Here is a 19,332-nt window from a genome sequence, read left to right as displayed (position 1 = left end):
ACTTGCTTACCTTATCAAAGGCCTCCCCTACACTGTCATCAATTGTAGTTCCCATAATTTCAAGATCATCAAAACCATTTACCTTTGCAATAATTGAATGACCACCGGAAACTAAAAGTCCCAGGTATGGATACTGAATGTCATTTTCAAGATGAGCTGCATACATATGGCCCAGCATATGGTTAACTGCATAAAAAGGTTTGTTTACGCTCCAGGCTAAAGTCTTTGCAAAAGTCAGTCCTACAAGAAGGGAACCCATAAGGCCAGGGCGGTTGGTTGCAGCAATGGCATCTACTTCTTCAAGCTTCATGTTTGCTTCGTTTAAAGCCTGGCGTACTACAGGAAGAATCCATTCAGCATGCTTACGGCTGGCAATTTCCGGTGGTCATTCAATTATTGCAAAGGTAAATGGTTTTGATGATCTTGAAATTATGGGAACTACAATTGATGACAGTGTAGGGGAGGCCTTTGATAAGGTAAGCAAGTTTTATGACCTGGGATATCCTGGAGGAGTAATTATAGACAAGCTTTCTCAGAAGGGAGATCCTAAAGCCTTTACTTTTCCTGTTCCTAAAATGGATAAGGGAGACCACCGCTATGACGTCAGCTTTAGCGGCTTAAAGACAGCAGTTATTCATCAGGCAGATTATTTCCTTAATGACGGTTATGAAAAAACTGTAGAAAATATTGCTGCATCTTTTCAGGAAACAGCATGTAAAACTTTAGTAAGCCGCCTTCTCCGTGCAGTAAAGGATACCGGTCTTACAACAGTTGTTGCCGGCGGTGGTGTTGCTGCAAACTCAAGGCTCAGGGCAATGCTTGCAGAACATACTGAACTTAAATGCATCTTCCCTCCGTTAAAACTTTGCGGAGATAACGGTGCCATGATTGCAGGAGTTGCCTATCACTTCTTAAAGAGGGGAGAGACTTCTCCGTTAAATACAACTGCCTGTGCCCGCATTCCTCAGTTTAAGAGGGGACTGGCAAACCTTGAAGCTTTTGGCAGAAGGTAAGATAAAAAATAGTGCTTAACATAAAGTGAATCAGATATAAAAAAAGCCTGTCCCAAAAAGTTGTTTCCAGCTTTTTGGGGCAGGCTTTAATAAAAAATAAGCTTTTCTTATTTTAATTAATTGTTCAGGTATTCAACTACAAGCTGACCCATCTTTTTAGTTCCAACAAGTTTTCCTGCTGCCTTAACTTCTTCAAGGTGGCTTCCTGCAATATCACCTGTGCGGTAACCTGCATCAAGAACAGAGTTAACTGCATTTTCAATTGCCTTAGCTTCTGTTTCAAGACCGAAGCTGTAGCGTAAAAGCATTGCTGCAGAAAGAATAGTTGCAAGTGGGTTTGCAAGGTCTTTTCCGGCAATATCAGGAGCAGAACCATGAATTGGTTCATAAAGTCCAGGACCTGTTCCGTCTCCAAGAGAAGCAGAAGCAAGCATACCGATTGAACCTGTAATCTGAGAAGCTTCATCAGAAAGAATGTCACCAAACATATTGCTTGTTGCAATTACATCAAACTGACGTGGGTTACGAACCATCTGCATTGAAGCATTGTCAATGTAAAGGTAAGAAAGTGTTACGTCAGGGAAGTCCTTCTTTACGTCTTCTGCAACACGGCGCCAGAGCTGTGAAGAGTTAAGGATGTTTGCCTTGTCTACAACACAAAGTCTCTTCTGACGTTTCTGAGCATATTCAAATCCCATGCGTACGATGCGTTCAATTTCCGGACGTGTATATTTTTCTGTATCCCATGCAGTGTTCTGGTCAGCAGAAGTACCTCTTTCTCCAAAGTAGATACCGCCAGTAAGTTCACGAACGATAAGGATATCAAGTCCGTCACCTACGATTTCGTCTTTAAGAGGACATGCATCTTTAAGCTGCTTCCACATAACTGCAGGACGAAGGTTGGCAAATACTTTCATTCCACCGCGGAGACCAAGAAGAGCTTTTTCCGGTCTGAGTTCTGATGCAAGGTTATCCCACTTTGGACCACCAACAGCACCAAGTAAAGCTGCATCGCTGTCTAAAGCAATTTTAAGCTGGTCTTCTGGAAGTGGCTTACCAAACTGATCAATAGCTGAACCTCCGGCAATTACCTTTGTGTAGTTCCATTTGTGACCGTATTTTTTTGCAACTGAATCAAGAACATTTACTGCTTCTGCAACAACGTCTGGTCCGATTCCGTCACCAGGAATAAGTGCAATAGTCTTTTCCATTTTAATTCCTCGCTGATATATATTTTTTTTCATACTTATTATAGCTATTTTTATTATTGCGTAAAGTAAAATATAAGAATTGCAGTGATGACTTTTATGCAACACTTACTTTACTTTATTCAAGTATTTTTACCCCTTAAATTCTATTCATAACATTGAGTCAGCATAAAAAAAACGCTATACTCTTGGGATATTATGAGGTTAATATGAAGGCAATTGAATTAGAAAAAGCTTACAATCCAAAAGATTTTGAAGACAGAATCTACAGTGACTGGAATGCAAAGGGATATTTCCGCCCTGCATCTGATGAACAGTCTCCTATCCACCATACTTATCTTGATAACGCAAAAAATGCAAACGTCTCTAAATATACAGTGGTCATTCCTCCTCCAAACGTAACCGGTGTCCTTCATATGGGCCACGGTCTTAACAATACTTTGCAGGATATAGTTGTACGCTACCACCGCATGAAGGGAGACAATACTCTCTGGGTTCCTGGAACTGACCATGCAGGTATTGCAACTCAGAACGTTGTAGAACGTGCCCTTAAAAAGGAAGGCAAGTCCCGCAATGATCTTGGCCGTGATAAATTTATAGAAAGAACATGGGATGTTACTCATGAACACCATGACACAATCGTAAAGCAGCAGAAAAAACTGGGTAACTCAGTAGACTGGACCCGTGAACGCTTTACTTATGATGAAGGTCTTTCAGAAGCAGTACGTGACGTATTTGTTACCCTCTACGAAAGGGGACTTATGTACAGGGGTAAGCGTCTTGTAAACTGGTGTCCACGCTGCGGTACAGCCCTTGCAGATGATGAAGTTGACCATGAAGATACACAGGGTGCAATGTACCACCTTTACTATGAATATGCAGACGGAAGCGGAAAAATCGAAGTAGCTACAACCCGTCCTGAAACTTTCTTTGGTGATACAGCTGTTGCAGTTAATCCTTCAGATGAACGTTATACAGCCCTTGTAGGAAAAATGCTCAAGCTTCCTCTTACAGGAAAAGAGATTCCTATTATCGCTGATGAATATGTAGACAAGGAATTTGGAACAGGTATGGTAAAGATTACTCCTGCCCATGACCCTAACGACTGGGAAGTAGGAAAGCGCCATAACCTTGAAGTTATTAACCTTCTTACTCCAGACGGTCGTCTTAACGAAAATGTTCCTGAAAAATACCGCGGTCTTAAACCGGAAGCTGCCCGTAAGCTTGTAATCGAAGATCTTACAGCTGCAGGTCTCTTTAAGGGAGAAGAAAAAATGGTTCACTCAGTAGGTCACTGTTACCGCTGTAAGACTGTTGTAGAACCATATCTTTCTGACCAGTGGTTTGTAAAAATGAAGCCTATGGCAGATAAAGCCCTTGCTGCATGGAAAGCCGGAGAAATTAAATTCTTCCCACAGAAATGGGAAAACACCTATGAACAGTGGCTTGTAAATATCCGTGACTGGTGTGTAAGCCGTCAGATCTGGTGGGGTCACAGAATCCCTGTATGGTACTGCCAGAAGTGTGGAGAAGTAATCGTAAGCCGCACAGATCCTGACAAGTGTCCAAAATGCGGATGTGGTGCAGAAGACCTTAAACAGGATCCTGATGTACTTGATACATGGTTCAGCTCATGGCTCTGGCCTTTCTCTACCCTGGGATGGCCTAAGTCAACAGAAGACCTTAAGGCTTTCTATCCTACAACAGCCCTTGTTACAGCTTATGACATTATCTTCTTCTGGGTTGCCCGCATGATTATGGCAGGTCTTGAATTTACAGGTAAGGCTCCTTTCCATGATATTTATATTCATGGTCTTGTACGTGACAAGCAGGGCCGCAAGATGTCCAAGTCTTTAGGAAACGGAATCGACCCTCTTGATATTATAAATCAGTACGGAGCTGATGCCCTTAAGTTTACCCTTTCATTCCTCTGTGCTCAGGGACAGGATATTCTTGTAGACAATGATTCATTCAAAATGGGTTCAAAGTTCTGCAATAAAATCTGGAATGCAAGCCGCTATATTCTTGGTAATCTTGAAGGCCGTACCCTTATTCCTGTAAAGGATGAAGAACTTACTGAACTTGACCGCTGGATTTATTCTGAATTGAATAAGGCTGTGGCTTCTGCCCGTGATGCCCTGGATAATTACCGCTATAACGATGCATCAAGTTCTGTTTATGAATTTTTCTGGAATGAATTCTGTGACTGGTATGTTGAAGCTACAAAACTTAGTTTCTGGCATGGAGATGATCACGAAAAAGACAGGGCTGTTTCTGTTCTTCTTAATATCCTTGAAGAAAGCCTTCGTCTTATGCATCCTTTTGTTCCATTTGTAACAGAAGAGATTTATTCAAAGCTTCCTCTTGCAGAAATTATAGAAAACAGAAAGAAAGCTGGAACCTGTAAGATTCTCAGCAATTCAGAATACAAGGACATGCTTATTAATGCTCCTTACCCTGTAGTTTGTGCAGAAAGGGCAGACGATAAAGTTTCACAGAGATTTGATTCCCTTAAGGAAATCATTGTTAAAGTTCGTGCCCTTCGTACTGAATGTGGAATTGAACCTGCAGCAAAAATCAATGTTGCCCTTAAGATAGAAAAGGGAAGCAGTGCAGAAGTTGCTCAGGAAAAGGTAGACATGATCAGCCTTCTTGCAGGTCTTTCTAAAGTTGAATTTATCAGCGAAACTCCGGCAAAGGCAATCGGAACTGTAGGAAGCGGATTTGAAGCCTTCCTTCTTGTTGATGAAAATATTAACAAGGAACAGCTTAAGGCCCGCTTTACTAAAGAAATAGAAAAGTCACAGAAGTCATGTCAGATGAGTCAGAATAAGCTTAACGGTAACTTTGCTAAGAATGCTCCTGCAGAAGTTGTTCAGCAGGAACGTGACCGCCTTGCAGAAAGTCAGCAGCGTATAATTAAACTTGAAGGCTATTTGAAAAGCCTCTGATTGAGTTATAATTATAGTGTGGTACTAAAAGGAGGAACTTATGGCAAAGAAAAAGTATGAAATGGCTGTAGATAAGCCCAGCAGCATGGATAATGCTCACATGCTTCAGCTTAATAATACTTATGTTGCTCCTTACATTCAGATTGCAACAAACCTTATCGGTAAGCAGCGTTTTGCCGGTGGAAACATGTTCCGTCATCAGATAGATACCTTTGGTATTCTTATTGATTACGGTTACATGGATCCGGTTTTGCTTAAGGCAAGTCTTGTACATGATGTTATAGAAGATATTCCTGGTTTTGATCCAAGTCTTATAGAAAAGGCAGATGAAGACGGAGCACAAGTTCTTGAACTGGTTATGGAAGTTACTAAAAGACCTGGCCAGCTTAAGAATGAATATCTTAGAGGCATAATTGATAACGGCAGTTACAAGGCTAAGCTTTTAAAATGTGCAGACCGTATCAGTAATATGATTAGTCTGGGTTTTGTTACCAGTTCTGAATTTATAGACCGCTACTGCAACGAAACTGAATATTATATTCTTCCTATAGCAATTGAAGTTGACTACAACATGTATCAGGAAATCCTGAATCTTGTAATGACAAGAAGAAAGTATCTTGAAGATTCAGGTTATTATGACAAGAAAAAAGATGAGTAGTTTTTATGGCAGATGAAATCGTAATTTATACAGACGGTGGTTGTCTTGGTAACCCTGGTCCCGGAGGCTGGGGTTGTGTTATTATCGACGGCCAGGCAGAAAAAGAACTTTCCGGCGGAGAAAAACAGACAACAAATAACCGTATGGAACTTAGTGCTGCAATTAATGCCCTTGATGCAGTTGTTAAAAATCCTGAATGGAAGGCAAAAAAAATCTGCGTATATTCAGACAGTCAGTATGTTAAAAACGGAATTACTTCCTGGATAAATAACTGGAAAAAGAACGGCTGGCGTACTGCTGCAAAAAAGCCTGTTCTTAACAAAGAGTTGTGGCTTGCCCTTGATGAACTTTACGGACAGCTTAACATTGAATGGAAGTGGGTTAAAGGTCATGCAGGTTTTAAGTACAACGAAATCTGTGACCAGCTTTGCAAAATGGAAATGTCAAAGTTTTAGCAGCAGGAATATTGGCTTTCGTCTTCTGCTTCCAAAAAATTAAAATACATAAGGGTATATAAAAAAAATGCAGCCACACTTTTTTAATAAAGTGCAGCTGCATTTTTTTTATTCACCCTTTACAAAAAAGAGTTTTATTCCTTCGTCAGGAAACTTTTCTTTTACGGCAGCAATGATTTTTTTTAAGCTGTCCTTGTACTTGTCTTCCACATAACTAATCATCATAAAGTTTGTTTCAGGCCAGGTTGCAGTTCCCAGCTTGTAGTCGTCTTTACCTCTTCCTGTTACAAGAGGAACAGTAGTGTAAAGAATGCCGGGAATGTTTTCTTCCAGAACTTCTACAATATCATCCTGAACTGACTGATTTGCAATTATTTCTGCTCTGTACATTTTATTCCTCCCCCTCATTTTTATTTTCTTCAGTAAGGTCTGAGTCAGATTTTGCTGAATACTTTTCAGCATCCTGACTTTTTCCTTCAAGAAGAACTTTAATATGACTCTTGTGTACTTTCTTTTCTTTCATTACCAGTGAATAAAGAACCGGAATAAAGAAGAGGGTAACAAAGGTAGAAGAAGCAAGTCCTCCAACTACGGCTACACCAATTGGCTGAACCATGGCAGCACTTCCGCTGGTAGCAAAGCACATAGGCAGCATACCAAGAATTGTTGTAAGGGTTGTCATAAGTACCGGACGTAAACGGCTGGCACCGGCTTCAAGACAGGCTTCTTTTTTCTTAAGTCCCCTGTCCAGAAGAAGGTTTGTGTAGTCAACAAGAATGATACCGTTGTTTACTACAATTCCTACAAGCATAATAAGACCTACTGCACTTACCATGGAAATTGCCTGCCCTGTAATTTTGTAAATACCAACGACACCAATTATAAGGAATGGAATGGTACACAGGTTAATGAAAGGAGCTTTAAAGCTTTCATAGGTTCCTGCCATTACACCAAATACCAGAAGTATTGCCATGATGATAATGCTTCCGTAAGTCTTACTCTGATCCTGCATACTCTGCCATGTACCGTCATAAACAATGTTTACGTTTTCCGGAATAATAAATGTAGAAGCAATTTCTTCCTTAAGAAGACTTTCTACTTCGCTGGCATTTGCATTGGAAACAATGTCTGCACTTACAGTAACTACACGGGTCTGGTTTTCCCTTTTAATGCTTACCGGACCAAGGCCTTTCTTTACTTCCGCAAAGTTTGCCACACTTACCTTACCGTTGTTTCCATTAACATAAATCTGTTCCAGATCTATTACTTTCTGACGGTCGGCATTCTGGTACATAAGTACAACAGAGTATTCTTTTCCGTTGCTGCGGTAGGTAGTAGAGGTAACACCGTTAATCGCATAGTTGATTTCTTTTGCAACGGTTGTTACGTCAACACCAAAGGAATAGGCCCTCTGACGGTCAATAACAACTTCTACTTCCGGAACTCCTTCTTCTGTATCAATGCTTACTTCTCCAATATCGCTGATGTTTTCCATTACACTGCGAACCTGAGAAGCAACATCCAGTGCATCATCCAGGGAATCTGATTTGATTTTAAGAACCAGGTCACTTCCTGTCATCTGCCTCATCATACCCTGAGAAAAGGTAAACCTTACTCCTGCAAAATCATTAAAGTGCATTCTCAGTTTTTGCTGAATACTGGCTGATGTATCAATCTGACTGTCACTATCTGGAAGTTTAATTTCTATACTTCCTTTATAAGAAGAAGATGTTCCTCTTCCTGTTCCAATACTGGTGATGATATTTGTATAGCCTTTAATTTCTTCCTTACAAATATTTTCCAGACTTGTCATAACCTGAGCTGTTTCACTTAAAGTTGTTCCTATAGGAAGGGTTGCTGTTACTGTTACGCTGTCATCACTTCCTGAAGGCATCATGTTAACCCTTAAGGTTGGAATAAAGGCAAGGGATACTGCAAGTACACTTACACAGATAATTACAGTAACTGCCCTGTGGTTAAGGGCTGCTTTAAGAGCCTTACGGTAAGCCTTTGTAACTGCATTAAGCGGAATGTCTAAAAGCTCATAGAATTTTTTAAGAGGCTTAAACTTAACAGGCTTTTCCTTTCTGTTTGTAAGTGGAAGGAATTTTCCTGCAAGAACCGGCACAAGGAAGATTGCAACAAAGAGTGAAGATACAAGGGCGATAACTACTGTAAAGATAATTCCCTTAAACATCTGTCCCATCATTTCAAGATCTTCAAGGAAGAAAAGGAAAGGAACGAATACACAAATTGTTGTAAGGTTTCCGGATACTACGGACATAACCATTTCGCTTGAACCAAGTTCAGCTGCTACCCTGGCTTTTGCACCACGGCTTCTGTAAACGTAAATGTTTTCTATCATTACAATAGAAGCATCTACAATCATACCTACACCAAGAATAAGTCCTGTAAGGGTCATCATGTTTAAGGTAATGCCGGCCATGCTCATACACAGCATTGTAATTACCAGAGACAGAGGAATACTGATTGCAATAATAATCGTAGACTTAAAGTTCTTAAGGAAGAGGAAGAGGATTATGATTGCAAGAAGAAGACCTTCGTAACAGCTTTCAATAAGAGTGCTGATTGTGTCACGGATAGAGTCAGTCGTATCAGAAACAATTTCCAGACTTACATCTGAAGGAATTGAATCCTTTATTTCTTCAATTTTTTCGTAAAGGGCATTTGCTACAGTAACACTGTTTTTTCCAGACTGTTTCGTAACACTTATGTAAACACCTGGGAGACTGTTAATGTAAACTTCACTGTCTTTGTCTTCGTAGCCTAATACTGCTGTTCCAATATCAGAAAGTTTTACAACATAACCGTTTGCTTCGGAAATAATTGTATTGTTGATTTCTTCTATGCTTGAAAATTCACCTGTAGTACGAATTGAATAATCTGTCTTGCCTTCAGTGATTTTACCACCGCCAAGTTCAAGATTCTGTTTTGCCAGGGCGCTGTTAACGCTGGAGATAGTAAGACCATAGGCTGCAAGTCTGTTCTGACTAAGTTCAACACGAACGATTTTAGAGCGGCCTCCGTATACAGAAGCTTCTGCAACACCATCTGTCTGTTCAAGAAGATCTGTAATTGTATCTTCTGCAATAACCTTAAGGTCATCAACTGAACGGTTTCCTTTTACGGCAAGACGGACAATAGGCATACTGTCGCTGTCCATTTTAAAAATACTTGGAGAGTCGCAGTCGTCAGGTAAGGATTTTGAAACACGGTCCAGTTTATCCCTTACATTGTTGGTAGCTACATCCAGGTCTGTACCGTAATTAAATTCAAGGGAAATAGTAGAAGAGCCTTCAGAAGAAGTGCTTGTCATGTTTTTAAGACCGCTTACACTGATAAGCTGGGCTTCAAGAATTTTTGTTACTGATTTTTCTACAGACTCAGGTCCTGCATTACTATAGCTTGTTCTTACCATAAGATATGGACTGTCTACATCAGGCATAAGACTTATGGCAACATTTTTTATTGTAAAGATTCCGATAATACCCAGGAGTACAAAGACAATAAGGGTAAGGACCGGATGCTGAAGTGTTTTTTTGCTGATACTCATGTAAACCTCCGGAAAAAATTTATTCTGCTTTTATATCTTTGTCGTTTTCTGCCGGAACTTCTTTTTTTGCTTCTACATCGCGGATTTTTGCACCGTCACTTAAAGAAGTCTGACCCTGAACAACAACCCTTTCTCCCTCTGCAAGTCCGGAAGTAATCTGTACTGTTCCGTCAACACTGTTTCCTTTATCAATTTCTCTTTTTTCTACAGTGTCATCTTCCTTTACAACATAGGCATAGTATTTGTCGTTGTTCTGAACCAGGGAATCTTCCGGCATAGTTACACAGTCAGAATAGTCCTGAGTATAAAGTTTGATTTTTGCAAACATACCGGCGTTAATCCTTGAATCGTATTTATCAAAGGTAAGGATTACTTCTTTAGTACGGCTTGTTGCATCTACAACAGGAGAAACATATTTAACGGTTGCTGCAAATGTTATTCCCGGATAGGCTTCTACACTTACGTCTGCCTTAAGTCCTGTTTTAAGAACCGCTACATAACGTTCAGGAATGCTGGCGGTAATCTGAAGTTTTGCAATGTCTCCGATTACTGCAATTTCTGTAGATGTACTTACAGTAGTTCCGTTTTTTAATGGAGAACTGATGATGCTTCCGCTGATAGGAGCATATACAGGGCTTTCCTTATAGTATGAACCTGGTGAAGTAGGGTCGATTGTTGCAATTACATCTCCCTTTTTTACTTCTGAACCCAGCATTACTTTTGTAGAAGTAATTTTTCCGGCAGTGTCAGGATAAACAGAAACTGAATTCTGGGCTTCTACTTCTCCATTTGCAATTACATAATCGTGAAGGGTTTCTTTTTCAAGAACCTGGGTCTTTACGGAAATAAGTGTCTGAAAGGCTCCTTTTTTTCCTCCAGGTCCCATTGCTGTTCCGTCTGATTTTGCATTAAGTGCATAAATAATAAGGATTGCTGCTATTGCAATTGTGCAGGCTCCTGTAATAAATGGTTTTGTAGCTTTCATATATTCTCCTTTGGAATTACCCGTTAAGTGTATTTTTATTTTCCCAGCGTTCCAAACTGAATGCCGGCTGTGTTTTCAAGATCAAGTATGGCACATACAAGAGTATAGGCCTGGGAAAGAAGATTTACCCTTGCCGTAAACAGAGCGTCGTTTGCTGTCTGTAAACTTAAGAGATCTTTTGTTCCGTGATTGTAGGCTTCTAAAGTCATGTTGTAAGTCTGTTCTGCAAGTTCTATGCTGCTCTTTCTAAGTTCAATTACAGACTGATATTCCTTTATCTGATTCATGTAGCTTTTTATAGAAACTTCAAGAGTCTGCTTCTGGTTTTCAAGTTCCAGTTCCAGATTTTTTACGCTGTCTTTCTGGCTGTCTATGTTAAGGGAAGTGCTGGACCATGGAAACAATCCGTCCAGTGGAATTGTTGCTCCAAAAGAAAGGGTACCTGTTCCTGAATCTGCAAGACTGCCTGTATCATTAGAAGCGGCACTCATGCTGTAGGTGTATCCTGCAGAAAGAACCGGGCTGTAAGCAGAAAGTCTTGCTGCTGTCAGGGAGTTTTCTGCTGCTGCAAGCTGAACTTGAAGGGATTTTATTGTTGAGTTTTCTATAGTAATACCTTCAAGGGATATTTCCTTTAACTCAAGAATATCAGTAAGATTTCCTTCAAGACTGATTTCCGAATCCTGAGGAAGGGCAAGCATCTGTTTAAATGAAGCCATGTCGTTCTGCCAGCTTGTGCGTGCACTTTCAAGACTAAGCTTTGCATTCTGCCAGGCAACCTGGGCACTTAATACATCAAGCTGACTTAAGGAACCCCTGTTGTATTTTGCAAGATTTGACTCATACTGTTTTTTTGCAGTAGCTTCGTTTTTTTCCTGCAGGTCTATATTTTCTTTTTCGTTAAGGAGGGCCCAGAAGGCTTTTCTTACGGAAAGCTCTATTGTACGGCAGGCACTTTCGTAAGAAATTTCTGAAGACTGGTAACTGAGGGAAGCTGCCTTTATGGTTGTTGCAAGGTTTGCAGAAAGGGAAAGGCTTACTTTTCCTGTAATGGCAATGCTCCCTGAATCTGATGTTGAATTTTGATTTTCAGGAAGGTTCTGGCTGTAAGAGGCAGAAAGACTTGCTTCCGGGCTTATTGAATTCCAGGAGTATTTTTTACTTCTGGCAGCCTGGTCTAAGTCAATCTGACTTTGCTTTATTGAAAGGTTTCCTTCCAGGGCATATTTTACTGAATCATCAATCGTAAGCTTTAATGATTCTGCGTTTAATCCTGCTGCTGCAATTAATGCTGCTGCGACTGAAAAAAGTTTCTTCATATGTATTCCTTCTTATTCCTTAAACTAGTTTCAATGATAAAACTATAATAGAACAGATGGTGTTACACAAAAAAAAACTGTTATCAATAGATAAAAATGTGTTATAGAATAATTAATCAGTCATAGCTATAGCGGGCCCTGCTGCTGTCAGTTTCAAAAACATCTACAGCATAAAGCCAGGCTTTCTGTCCGTCGGTCTTTTTTAATTCCGGAAGAAGCTTGATTATTTCATTATAAATATAAAAAGCAATACGTTCTGCACTTGGATTCTGGTCAAAGTAGTCCATGTCATTAAGATTGGTATGGTCAAGTTTGCCTGTAACTTCCCTGAGAACTGCCTTTAATTTAGAAAAATCAAGAAGCATTCCCCCTTCATTAAGGACAGAACCTTTAACATGGGCATAAACTTTGTAATTGTGGCCGTGAAGTCTTTCACACTTGCCGTTGTAGTCCCTTAAAAAATGTGCTGCAGCAAAATCAGTAAATACTCTTACTTCGTACATACTTCAAGCCTCACAGGAATACCCTTTTCATCAAGGGCTTTCTTAATGGAAGAAACTGTATAATCTCCTGAGTGAACCATGCTGGCAATAAGGGCTGCATCTGCTTTTCCTTCAGATAAAACATCTGCCAGGTGTTCAGGTTTACCACCACCGCCGGAAGCAATTACAGGAACATTTGTATTTTCAGAAATCATACGGGTAAGGTTAAGTTCATAGCCGTCCCTTGTTCCATCTGCGTCTATGGAATTAAGAACGATTTCTCCGGCACCCAGTTCAACAGCCTTTTTTGCCCATTCAAGAGCATCAAGTTCAGTTGCAACTCTTCCGCCGTTAATAAAAACCCTGTATCCGCTTGGCATTGCAGAATCCCTTGCAGCATCCATTCCTAAAACTATACACTGGTTACCAAAAATGCGGGCACCTTCCTTTATAAGTTCCGGATGTTTTACTGCCTGGGAATTAAGGGAAACTTTTTCTGCTCCTGCAAGTATTGTTGAACGAATGTCTTCTATAGTACCGATTCCTCCTCCAACACAGAAAGGAATGAATACCTGACTGGCAACACGGCTTATAAGGTCAAGGATAGGACCTCTCCCTGCAGCACTGGCCATAATGTCATAAAAAACCAGTTCATCAACACCCTGGCGGTAATATTCAGCAGCCATTTCTACAGGGTCACCGATATCTATATTGTTCTTAAATTTTATTCCTTTAGTTGTACGTCCGTCTTTAACATCCAGACATACGATTATTCTTTTTTTTAACATTTTCTGCTCCTTAAAAAACGGTCATTAAAGTTCAGCAAAATTTCTAAGAATCTGCAGGCCTGGTGCACCTGACTTTTCCGGATGAAACTGGAATACGCTGATATTATCCTTTTCTATTATAGAAGGAACCATCATTCCGTAATCAGCCACCCCTTTTATAACAGAAGGATCTTCAGGCTGAATTACATAGGAGTGAACAAAGTAAAAGTCGCTGTGTTCAGGAATGCCCTTCATAAGTTTTGAACCGCCGTTAAGGTAGGTAATATCATTCCATCCCATATGAGGAATCTTAAGTTCGTTTTTAAGCATGGCCCTTTCTTTGTGTTCATCTTCTCCAGGGTGACGTTCCTGCCAGAGTTTTGCAAAGTGACGGATTTTACCTTTTAAAAGGCCCAGACATTCAACATTGCCTTCTTCACTCATTTCAAAAATAATCTGAGAGCCAAGACAAACACCTGTTAAAGGTTTACCTGAAGCTGCAAAATCCTTGAGGAATGAATCAAAACCGCTTTTTTTAAGCTGATCCATTGCGTATGCTGCATCTCCAACTCCAGGAAAAATAACCTTGTCTACATTTTTAAGGTCAGCCGGGTTTTTAGAGAGAATATAAGGTGCCTTTATGTAGGAAAGGGCACGTTCTACACTTTTTATGTTGCCGGCATTATAGTCTACGATTCCAATCATGCATAAAAAGTAGCAGTTACAGGGTATTTTTTCAATGGATATTTCGGAAATATTGAATTGTACCCAGGGCCCTCTTTTTACGAAGAAATTAATTCAGCCTGAAATAATCCCACTTATAACCGAAAACTTTCCCGTTGGCAAAGTACTCTCTCTACATTTATGCTAGGCCCCATGACTCCAAAAAATATGACCCTGGTATGGCAGGATAATTTTGACAATAAGCGGCTTGATTCTTCTAAATGGAAGAAACTTGTATGGAATAAAGGCGTAGTGAATAATGAAGTTCAGGCCTATGTTGATGATGAAGAAACCTGTTCTACAGGAAAAGGCCTTGTGATTCAGGCTGTAAAAAATAAAGACGGCAGCTGGAAAAGTGCCCGCCTTACCACAGCAGGACTTGCAAGCTGGAAGTACGGCTATTTTGAAGCAAGGATAAAACTTCCCCCTGAGTCAAAAGGAATATGGCCAGCTTTCTGGATGATGAGCGAAGATAACTCTTATGGTGAATGGCCCTGTTCCGGAGAAATAGATATTCTTGAATATTCCCCGGCAACTTTTAATTCAGATGTTTACGGTACGGTTCACTATGGCAGCGGCACTGTAGATATGGAAAGTCACTTCTGGAAAAACCTTATACGTCTTCCTCTTGAATCTCTTCCTCAAAGCAAAGATGGTTTTCATACTTACGGCCTTATGTGGACAGAGAATGAAATCAGCTTTTACTATGACGGAATAAAGTCTCAGTCTTCCTGGCGCAGGTATGAAGGAGACAATGTCCGCTGGCCTTTTGATAAACCTTTTCATTTTATAATTAACCTTGCTATGGGCGGAACTCTTGGAGGAGAAATTCCTGCTCAACTGAATAAGGCTGCCCTTGAGGTAGAATACGTTCGGGTATGGCAGTAAATTATTGAAAATTCACAACAGAAAAATCCCCACCTTTCCAAAATCTGTCTGACTTGTGAATTCTTACTTACGGACAGAAAATAGTTTAAAGCTAATATGACTGAGGCTGAACAATTATGTTTATAAAGCCTCGGCAGGGGGTATTATGAAAAAATTGTCTATGCTTGCAGCAGCAGGCGCTTTGCTTATTGGTGGAGCTGTTTTTGTTTCCTGTAGCGGAGATGACAGCAGCGGTGGCTCAGAAGCTACTTTAAATTCTATTACTGCTAAAACGGATGATGTTCAGACAGTATTTTCTGTTGGCGATGAGTTTACCAGTGATGGACTTACAGTAAGGGCTGTTTATTCAACTGGTGCTAAAACCATAACGGAAGGTTTTACTGCTGAACTTGCTTCTGCAAATCTTGATTCAGATGGAAAAATTATCCGTTCAACAGAAGACGGACATACAGAAACAGCTGCTGTTACTGTTACTTATGAAAATCAGACAACTACTTATGATGTAACAATTTCTGATGTTGTTTCTTCTATTGCACTTACTATTGGTGATACTGCAGTTTCTACTTATGAAATTGGCGCTGACCTTGCTTTAACTGGCATTACTGTAACTGCATATTACAGTGAAGACGATACAGAAGGTGAAGATGTTACAGATAATGCAACATTCGCTGCAACTTATGTTCCTGCAGATTCAACAGAAGCTGTTGAATTTACAACAGATGTAGAAGCCGGAACTTACAATGTAACCCTTACTGCTACTTATGCAGGAAAGACAGACAGTGAAGAGGTTAGTATTACTGTTACTGACCCAGACGATGACACTCCTGCTGACACAGGTAGTGCAGCTGAACTTGCTTCTTATGTATATCACAAGAGCCTTCTTAGTGGACTTGCAGATAGCTGGGGTTCAGGTACTGGTGTAACTGTTGCTGACGGAAAGGCTACAATGGTATCTGGTAACCTTTGGGGTGCTGGTGGAGTATGTGGTGTTTCAGCTGTAGAACTTGGTGAAATTGCAGATTATGCATACATTGTATTTACAGTAGATGCTTCATCATATACAGTTTCAGAAGCAAAGGAAGACTTGTCTTCAAACACTGGTGTAAATGTAAAGATTCCAGAAGTTATTGCCCGTCCAGCTAAATGGTATACAGTAAATGGTAAGACAACTTACTATATTGCTACATCTGAATTTTCTAGTGCTTCAACTGCTACTGCTATTGCATTGATTATTGGTGGTGACGGAACTCTCGTTGTAGAAGAATTCTATCTTGCAGCCACAGAAGAACCTGCAGAAAAAGAAATTACTTATGCTAATGCAACAATTTATACAGCTGGTACAACAGGTTTAACAACAACTGCCTGGTATGGAACTTGGGATTTCAATATTGTTGATGATAATATTGTTTCTACAGGTGCTGCAAATGGTTGTTTTGGTATTGGCGGATTTACAGCAGTACCATTTAAGGCAAATGCAAAGCTTGAAGTAACATATAAGGCTACACAGGCTTGGGCTGTAAAACCTGTTCAGCCAGAAGTAGAAACTGCAATGGAAGCTTCTGATGACTTTACTACAGTAACTGTAGATCTTGGTTCTACAGCATCAAATCTTACTGCTGTAGGTATCGTTCACAAAGCAGATGATTCTACTATTACAATTTCTTCTATCAAGGTTATTGATAACGAATAGATTGGTAGTAACTAACAAATCTTAAGTCGCCGGCCCGCACTTACCTCCAAGAGTGCGGGCTTTTTTTTTTATCCTCCCGGGACAGCAATTTTAAGTAGATGCAATTAAAGATCTTAAGAAATAATTAGTATAAAACAATGTTTCAATGGCCTGTGCTTTTTTAAGTGCAGGTCTTTTTTTTTATACAAAACACTTTCCAAAAATATCACCCCTTAACCGAAATATAAAAAATTATAATTTTCCAAAAATGCCTCATAATATAATCAGCTATTTTTATGTTAAGGAGAGTGTTTTATGTTTTCATCTTCCCTAAAAAAAATCTGCATGCCTGTATTATTTGTAACAGGACTTTTTCTTTTTTCAGTTTGTGCAGGACTGACATCATGTTCAGCTTCTTCATCCTCTGGTGATTCCGAAGAAGAAGTTTCAAGTGTTACAGTAAGCCAGTCATCTAATCTTACTTCACTTGCAGTAGGAGAAACCTTAAAGCTTAAGGCTGTAGTTTATCCCCTTACAATTTCTGATCCTCAGGTAACATGGAAGTCCAGTTCAACTTCTGTAGCAACTGTAGATGATTCAGGACTAGTTACTGGTGTGACAGCAGGCAGTGTTACCATTACAGCAAAGTGCGGCGGAAAAAGTGGAACTTATTCCCTTACTGTAACCCGTGTAGAACAGGGACCAGAAAATAATTCCGTAGTATCAGGTGCTACTGACGGTACAAGTGTTGGTACAAGCGGAACAAGTTTTATTGCTTCTTCAAACACTGTCAGTGATTATACAGTCCTTGTCTGGTCTGATGAATTTGAAGGCACTTCCCTTAAAACAGAAAACTGGGCTTATGAAACTGGAGATGGTGGCTGGGGAAACTGTGAGTCACAGAATTACACTAATTCAAGTGACAACTCAGAAGTAGACGGTGGTGTTCTTCGCATTACTGTAAAAGGTGATGGAACAAATGCCCCAACTTCTGCCCGTATTAAATCTCAGGATAAAAAATATTTTAAATACGGTAAGCTTGAAGCCCGTATTAAATTTGACGAAGGAAATCTTTCATGGCCTGCCTTCTGGATGCTTGGCCAGAATATGAGTGATGGTGTTACCTGGCCTTACTGTGGCGAGATTGACATCATGGAACACATCAACACTGAACGCACAATTATGGAAACCGTTCACTGGAATTATAACGGCAGTGATCCTGCCACAGATGACTATGGTCACGGCGGTTATGGTACAGGTAGTGCTGATTATTCCGGAACCAAACCTTCAATCACAGAAAATGACTGGCATATCTACGGCCTTAAATGGACAGAAGATAAAATCACAATGTATGTAGATGATGTTGATTATTTTTCTGTTGGCCTTGATGGTACAGGCTATGACTGCTTTAACAATCCATTCTTCTTTATTCTTAACTTTGCAGCAGGTGGTGAACTTACAGGAAGTAGCTGGGCTGCAGCTTCTGCCTTTGCAGGTGTTGAATGGAATATGTATGTAGACTACATCCGTGTTTATCAGGATGCAAATCATGTAGTAGACGGAAATGCAGCTGTGGCTGTTACTTCTGTTGATATTAGTGGTGATACAACAGTGACAGAAGGTTCAACTGTTAACCTTACAGCAAGTGTAAGTCCTTCTGATGCAACAGATTCAACTGTAACATGGACTTCTTCTGATACAAGTGTAGCAACAGTTTCTTCAAGCGGTGTAGTTACTGGTGTAAGTGAAGGAACTGTAACAATTACAGCTGCAGCTGGAGGAGTTACAGATTCTGTAACTGTTAGTGTAGAAGCTGCAACTGTAGCCGTTACATCAGTTACAATAAGTGGCAGCGGTTCCCTTTTGGTAGGTTCAACAACAAACCTTACAGCAAGTGTAAGTCCTTCTGATGCAACAGATTCAACTGTAACATGGACTTCTTCCAATACAAGTGTAGCAACAGTTTCTTCAAGCGGTGTAGTTACTGGTGTAAGCGCAGGAACTGTAACAATTACAGCAACTGCAGGGGGAGTAAGCGGAACAAAAACCGTATCAGTTACTGCAGCATCTGCATCAGGTATTACAGCTCCATTAAGCGGCTACTCTCTTATCTGGAATGATGAATTTGATTCAGCTGATTCTGATGGAACTCCATTAAGTTCAAAGTGGGGCTATGATATTGGCGCAGGTGTATCTGATTGTACTGACGGAAAAAATCCTGGTAACTATGCCTGGGGTAATGGAGAACTTCAGTGGTATTCAGACAATGACCCTGACAACACATATGTAAGTGACGGAACCCTTAAAATTGTTGCAAAGAAAGAATCTTCCAACGGAATGAATTATACATCCGGACGTATTGTTACCCGCAGTATTACAGGCGGTCAGTGGAAATACGGATATATAGAAATGTCTGCAAAAATCCCGAATGATAAGGGTGTATGGCCTGCTTTCTGGATGCTTGACCAGGATATATATGATGGAGAAAACTGGCCAGGAAGCGGTGAAATTGACATTATGGAATCCAGCGTGAATCTCTGGGGATCAGACAATGTTTACGGAACACTTCACTGTACAGCCGGTAGTGGTGGAAGTCCTGTCTTTACACAGAACAGTACCGTTACATTCAGCGATGGAGAA

Annotated in this window: 14 protein-coding genes and 2 pseudogenes; 7 read left to right on the top strand and 9 right to left on the bottom strand. The window is 40.3% G+C overall.

The window, feature by feature from the left end:
* Positions 1-349 (bottom strand): annotated as a pseudogene (locus K6D58_RS08125) (tRNA (adenosine(37)-N6)-threonylcarbamoyltransferase complex transferase subunit TsaD); the annotation flags it as partial.
* Between the two features lie 13 nt (positions 350-362).
* On the opposite strand from K6D58_RS08125, the pseudogene K6D58_RS08120 reads away from it, so the two are divergent.
* Positions 363-1,013 (top strand): annotated as a pseudogene (locus tag K6D58_RS08120) (tRNA (adenosine(37)-N6)-threonylcarbamoyltransferase complex transferase subunit TsaD); the annotation flags it as partial.
* A gap of 116 nt (positions 1,014-1,129) precedes the next feature.
* Here K6D58_RS08120 and leuB read toward each other — a convergent pair.
* On the bottom strand, positions 1,130-2,224 hold the full coding sequence (gene leuB / locus K6D58_RS08115) for a 3-isopropylmalate dehydrogenase (RefSeq protein WP_296829523.1): 1,095 nt from the start codon (positions 2,222-2,224) through the stop codon (positions 1,130-1,132).
* A gap of 206 nt (positions 2,225-2,430) precedes the next feature.
* Between leuB and K6D58_RS08110 the strand changes: the two genes are divergently transcribed.
* The 3 genes from K6D58_RS08110 (at position 2,431) to rnhA (ending at position 6,285) form a co-directional block, all read left to right on the top strand.
* Positions 2,431-5,172, top strand: coding sequence for a valine--tRNA ligase (locus K6D58_RS08110; protein WP_296829521.1), 2,742 nt, complete (start codon positions 2,431-2,433; stop codon positions 5,170-5,172).
* A 61-nt stretch (positions 5,173-5,233) separates the two neighbouring features.
* On the top strand, positions 5,234-5,830 hold the full coding sequence (locus K6D58_RS08105; protein ID WP_296829526.1) for a nucleotidyltransferase family protein: 597 nt from the start codon (positions 5,234-5,236) through the stop codon (positions 5,828-5,830).
* A 5-nt stretch (positions 5,831-5,835) separates the two neighbouring features.
* A complete protein-coding gene (rnhA, locus tag K6D58_RS08100) occupies positions 5,836-6,285 on the top strand; it encodes a ribonuclease HI (RefSeq protein WP_296829519.1) in 450 nt (149 codons plus the stop codon).
* A 108-nt stretch (positions 6,286-6,393) separates the two neighbouring features.
* On the opposite strand, the gene K6D58_RS08095 is transcribed toward rnhA, so the two are convergent.
* From K6D58_RS08095 to hisH, 7 genes are all read right to left on the bottom strand, one after another.
* The gene (locus K6D58_RS08095; RefSeq protein WP_296829516.1) at positions 6,394-6,675 is read right to left on the bottom strand and encodes a PG0541 family transporter-associated protein; all 282 of its coding nucleotides are present in this window, start codon (positions 6,673-6,675) and stop codon (positions 6,394-6,396) included.
* Position 6,676: 1 nt separating this feature from the next.
* Positions 6,677-9,859, bottom strand: a complete 3,183-nt coding sequence (locus K6D58_RS08090; RefSeq protein WP_296829513.1) for an efflux RND transporter permease subunit — start codon at positions 9,857-9,859, stop codon at positions 6,677-6,679.
* Positions 9,860-9,878: 19 nt separating this feature from the next.
* Positions 9,879-10,844 (bottom strand): efflux RND transporter periplasmic adaptor subunit, encoded by a 966-nt coding sequence (locus K6D58_RS08085; protein WP_296829510.1) that lies wholly within the window; start codon positions 10,842-10,844, stop codon positions 9,879-9,881.
* A 35-nt stretch (positions 10,845-10,879) separates the two neighbouring features.
* Positions 10,880-12,163 (bottom strand): TolC family protein, encoded by a 1,284-nt coding sequence (locus K6D58_RS08080; protein ID WP_296829507.1) that lies wholly within the window; start codon positions 12,161-12,163, stop codon positions 10,880-10,882.
* A gap of 116 nt (positions 12,164-12,279) precedes the next feature.
* Positions 12,280-12,666, bottom strand: a complete 387-nt coding sequence (gene queD, locus K6D58_RS08075) for a 6-carboxytetrahydropterin synthase QueD (protein WP_296829504.1) — start codon at positions 12,664-12,666, stop codon at positions 12,280-12,282.
* Positions 12,654-13,433, bottom strand: a complete 780-nt coding sequence (gene hisF, locus K6D58_RS08070; RefSeq protein ID WP_296829502.1) for an imidazole glycerol phosphate synthase subunit HisF — start codon at positions 13,431-13,433, stop codon at positions 12,654-12,656. Before hisF ends, queD begins: the two co-directional genes overlap by 13 nt.
* A gap of 24 nt (positions 13,434-13,457) precedes the next feature.
* Complete coding sequence (gene hisH, locus K6D58_RS08065; RefSeq protein ID WP_296829498.1) at positions 13,458-14,117, bottom strand: imidazole glycerol phosphate synthase subunit HisH; 660 nt, start codon at positions 14,115-14,117, stop codon at positions 13,458-13,460.
* 171 nt (positions 14,118-14,288) lie between these two features.
* On the opposite strand from hisH, the gene K6D58_RS08060 reads away from it, so the two are divergent.
* From K6D58_RS08060 to K6D58_RS08050, 3 genes are all read left to right on the top strand, one after another.
* Complete coding sequence (locus tag K6D58_RS08060) at positions 14,289-15,023, top strand: glycoside hydrolase family 16 protein (RefSeq protein ID WP_296829495.1); 735 nt, start codon at positions 14,289-14,291, stop codon at positions 15,021-15,023.
* Between the two features lie 145 nt (positions 15,024-15,168).
* The gene (locus K6D58_RS08055; protein WP_296829493.1) at positions 15,169-16,713 is read left to right on the top strand and encodes a hypothetical protein; all 1,545 of its coding nucleotides are present in this window, start codon (positions 15,169-15,171) and stop codon (positions 16,711-16,713) included.
* 294 nt (positions 16,714-17,007) lie between these two features.
* Positions 17,008-19,332: Ig-like domain-containing protein (locus K6D58_RS08050; protein WP_296829491.1), on the top strand; the 2,325-nt coding region annotated here is incomplete at its 3' end.

Origin of the sequence: Treponema sp. (assembly GCF_024696245.1) — a bacterium.
Classification (GTDB): domain Bacteria; phylum Spirochaetota; class Spirochaetia; order Treponematales; family Treponemataceae; genus Treponema_D.
This window is presented reverse-complemented; position numbering and strand designations above follow the sequence as displayed.